The sequence below is a fragment of the Vibrio sp. V39_P1S14PM300 genome, assembly GCF_009904765.1.
Lineage (GTDB): Bacteria > Pseudomonadota > Gammaproteobacteria > Enterobacterales > Vibrionaceae > Vibrio > Vibrio proteolyticus.
Map to the genome: position 1 here is coordinate 1 of NZ_WXWP01000052.1, position 3,386 is coordinate 3,386.

Consider the following 3,386-nt stretch of genomic DNA (forward strand, 5'->3'; position numbering starts at 1 on the left):
ACGCTTCTGCGATCATTGCCAACGGTCAGGTTATTCGTACCTCACAACAAAAAGCGATCAGTGATGTCGATTGGTCTGGTTGTGATGTGGTCATCGAAGCAACAGGCAAACACCGCAAATCTGAGTTTTTGAATCAGTATTTAGCGCAAGGTGTTAAACGCGTGGTTGTTTCCGCGCCAGTCAAAGAAGATGGGATTGCTAACATTGTGGTTGGTGTGAACGATCACATTTTTGATCCAGAGAAACACCAGATTGTGACCGCTGCGTCTTGTACCACCAACTGCATTGCGCCTATCGTCAAAGTGATTCACGAGCAACTTGGTATTGAACACTCATCGTTTACGACCATTCACGACTTGACCAACACGCAAACCATTTTGGATGCACCGCATAAAGACCTTCGCCGTGCGCGTGCTTGTGGTATGAGTTTGATCCCAACGACCACAGGTTCTGCGAAAGCGATTATCGAAATTTTTCCTGAACTTAAAGGAAAAATTGATGGTCATGCAGTGCGTGTGCCGTTAGCTAACGCCTCATTAACCGACATTATTTTTGATGTTAAGCGTGACACCACGGCTGAAGAGGTGAACGATTTACTTAAAGAAGCGTCGCAGAATGAGCTGAAAGGCATACTTGGTTTCGAAGAGCGCCCTCTTGTTTCTATTGATTACAAAGGCGACCAACGTTCAACGATTGTCGATGCGCTTTCGACTATGGTTGTTGGCAAGCGTATGGTGAAAATCTATGCGTGGTATGACAACGAAATGGGTTACGCAACACGTACCGCAGAACTTGTTCGTAAAGTCGGCCTAGCATAAGGAATCAAACCAATGACACATCCTACGTGGGAACTGCCTGTTGAAGACAATAACGCAGCGTTAATACTGACTCCTTGTCCTGGCACTAAAGAAGCGTCGCTGAGTGACAGTATTGATCAACTAAAGTCTCAAGGTGTAACCATCGTTGTTACGGCACTGAGCACTCATGAGATGCAAGAAAAAGGTGTTGGTGACTTGCCAGACCTTGTTGAGCAAGCAGGCTTGCAATGGTTCCATACACCAATAGAAGATGACTGCGCACCAAACGAAGCGTTTTTGGCTCGCTGGAAACATATATCCCCTTCGTTACACAAAGCTATAGAAAATGGCGAAAAGATAGCGATGCATTGTATGGGAGGATCAGGGCGTACTGGTTTGCTTGCCGCCCATCTCTTGCTAGAGAAAGGCTGGGAGTTGCAAGAAATCATCACTCATGTCCAGTCATTACGACCTGGCGCGTTTACTAAAGATGTACAAGTTGAGTACATCCACCAATTTGCTAATCAATAGAAGCCTTGAAGAGCTGCCTTAGGCGGCTCTTTTTTTAAAGAGAGTGAATATGTTGTCTAAACTCAACCAAAATGTCCGCCAGTACATGTTGGTCACATTTAACTATTGGAACTTCACTGTTACCGATGGCGCATTACGCATGTTGGTGGTGCTCTATTTTTATGATTTGGGGTATTCAACCTTAGAGATCGCCTCCCTGTTTCTTTTTTATGAATTCTTTGGCGTCGTCACTAACCTCATCGGTGGCTGGCTAGGTGCTCGTCTTGGGTTGAACCGAACGATGAATATCGGTTTGGGAGTGCAAATCATCGCTCTGTCAATGCTGGCTGTCCCTGCAAGTTGGCTCTCGATTCCATGGGTCATGGCGGCACAAGCCTTGTCAGGTATTGCCAAAGACCTAAACAAAATGAGTGCGAAAAGCTCCATCAAAACCTTAGTGCCAGAGAATGCGCAAGGAGCATTGTATAAGTGGATCGCCATACTTACAGGCTCTAAAAACGCGCTAAAAGGTGCAGGATTTTTCTTAGGTGGTGCGTTGTTATCGATGATTGGCTTCCAATATGCGGTAGCTGCGATGGCTGGTGTTCTTTTACTGGTCTTTATCGGCAGTGTGATTAGCCTTAAATCCGACCTGGGCAAAGCGAAAAATAAACCTAAGTTCTCTGAAATTTTTTCCAAATCTAGCAGCGTAAACATTCTATCCGCTGCTCGTATGTTCCTGTTTGGTGCGCGTGATGTTTGGTTTGTGATTGCACTGCCTATCTATCTGGGATCTGTGTTTGGATGGGATCATAGCGCCGTAGGTGGATTCCTGGCTATTTGGGTGATCGGTTACGGAATCATTCAAGGAATTGCACCAAAGATAACAGGCAGTAAATCGGGGCATACTCCAGATGGTAAAGCCGCGATAGTGTGGGCGTTGGTATTGTCTATAGTGACTGGCGTAATTGCTTACAGTGTTCAGCAGCAATGGCACCCAGAAGTGGTTATTGTCGTTGGATTGATGATTTTTGGTGCTGTGTTTGCTGTGAACTCATCACTGCACTCATACTTAATTGTCAGCTATGCCAAGGGCGATGGTGTGTCTCTGGACGTCGGTTTCTACTACATGGCAAACGCAATGGGGCGCTTGATAGGGACGATTCTATCTGGATGGGTGTTCCAAATGTGGGGGTTCTCAGCCTGTCTATGGGTATCCTTTGCCTTCTTAGCATTAACGACCATTATTTCGTTTTGGCTGCCTATAGGTACAAATCAAAAACTGGCTCAGCAATAAATAAAACTAAGCAGATTTGTTCACCAATGCCAGCTACGATTGCTGGCATTATTTTTTAACCTCAAGTCATCGAATAAGCGAGAGCTGTAAAAAACGTTAATGAAGTAGTATCAGTTCGTTACGTATACACTTATCTACATTGATTTCAGATCGAGCACATGCTGTTTTATTTCTTCAGAATCGAGATTTTGAAAATCGATGTTTGCAAGAGCTCCAATTCTTCGTTTTAGAGAGGAGTATACTTTATCGCACTGCTTGTTAAAATCCGAGTCTGAAGCTTCATCATTTGGTAATGGTTCAAGATCCCAAGCAACACGGACACCTGCGGATAACCAGTTCGGACAAGTTTCATTGTGCATTGTATCGCACACTGTGATTATTAAGTCAGGATGAAAACTCAGTCTTTCTTCCCATGAAGTACTATGGAACTTAGAAGCGTCAAAACCATGTGTTTCAAGGTATTGTGCGATACGGGGATTAATCTGACCTTTGGGATGGCTACCGCCACTTGCTATTTGGAAATTTCTGGGCAGAAACTTGTTTGCAATTGCTTCAGCCAAAATGCTTCTGCTTGCATTATGTTTGCACACAAATAATATTTTCATGAACCAGTCCAGTTGGATTAAAGATGTCGATATACGACGTTTACCACTCTTTTATTACAATTTATTGAACCATAGAGTACTGTCGGATTTTTACCTATCGAAGGTTCTTGGGAAGTTGGTTTACAGTTAAGACATTTTTTGTGCAAGGGTCATGGCTTTTTATGAAATGATCTGAAC

At 43.9% G+C, this 3,386-nt stretch carries 4 protein-coding genes; 3 read left to right on the top strand and 1 reads right to left on the bottom strand.

Features of this window, described 5'->3' with window-relative positions:
• The 3 genes from CAG65_RS02665 to arsJ form a co-directional block, all read left to right on the top strand.
• Window positions 1-818 (top strand): ArsJ-associated glyceraldehyde-3-phosphate dehydrogenase (locus CAG65_RS02665; RefSeq protein WP_161451991.1); only part of this gene is annotated, 818 nt, incomplete at its 5' end.
• A gap of 12 nt (window positions 819-830) precedes the next feature.
• The gene (locus CAG65_RS02670) at window positions 831-1,328 is read left to right on the top strand and encodes a cyclin-dependent kinase inhibitor 3 family protein (protein ID WP_094129684.1); all 498 of its coding nucleotides are present in this window, start codon (window positions 831-833) and stop codon (window positions 1,326-1,328) included.
• Window positions 1,329-1,377: 49 nt separating this feature from the next.
• A complete protein-coding gene (gene arsJ / locus CAG65_RS02675; RefSeq protein ID WP_170935150.1) occupies window positions 1,378-2,604 on the top strand; it encodes an organoarsenical effux MFS transporter ArsJ in 1,227 nt (408 codons plus the stop codon).
• A 134-nt stretch (window positions 2,605-2,738) separates the two neighbouring features.
• Here arsJ and CAG65_RS02680 read toward each other — a convergent pair whose 3' ends face one another.
• On the bottom strand, window positions 2,739-3,209 hold the full coding sequence (locus tag CAG65_RS02680) for an arsenate-mycothiol transferase ArsC (protein ID WP_161447607.1): 471 nt from the start codon (window positions 3,207-3,209) through the stop codon (window positions 2,739-2,741).
• Window positions 3,210-3,386 lie beyond the last annotated feature (177 nt).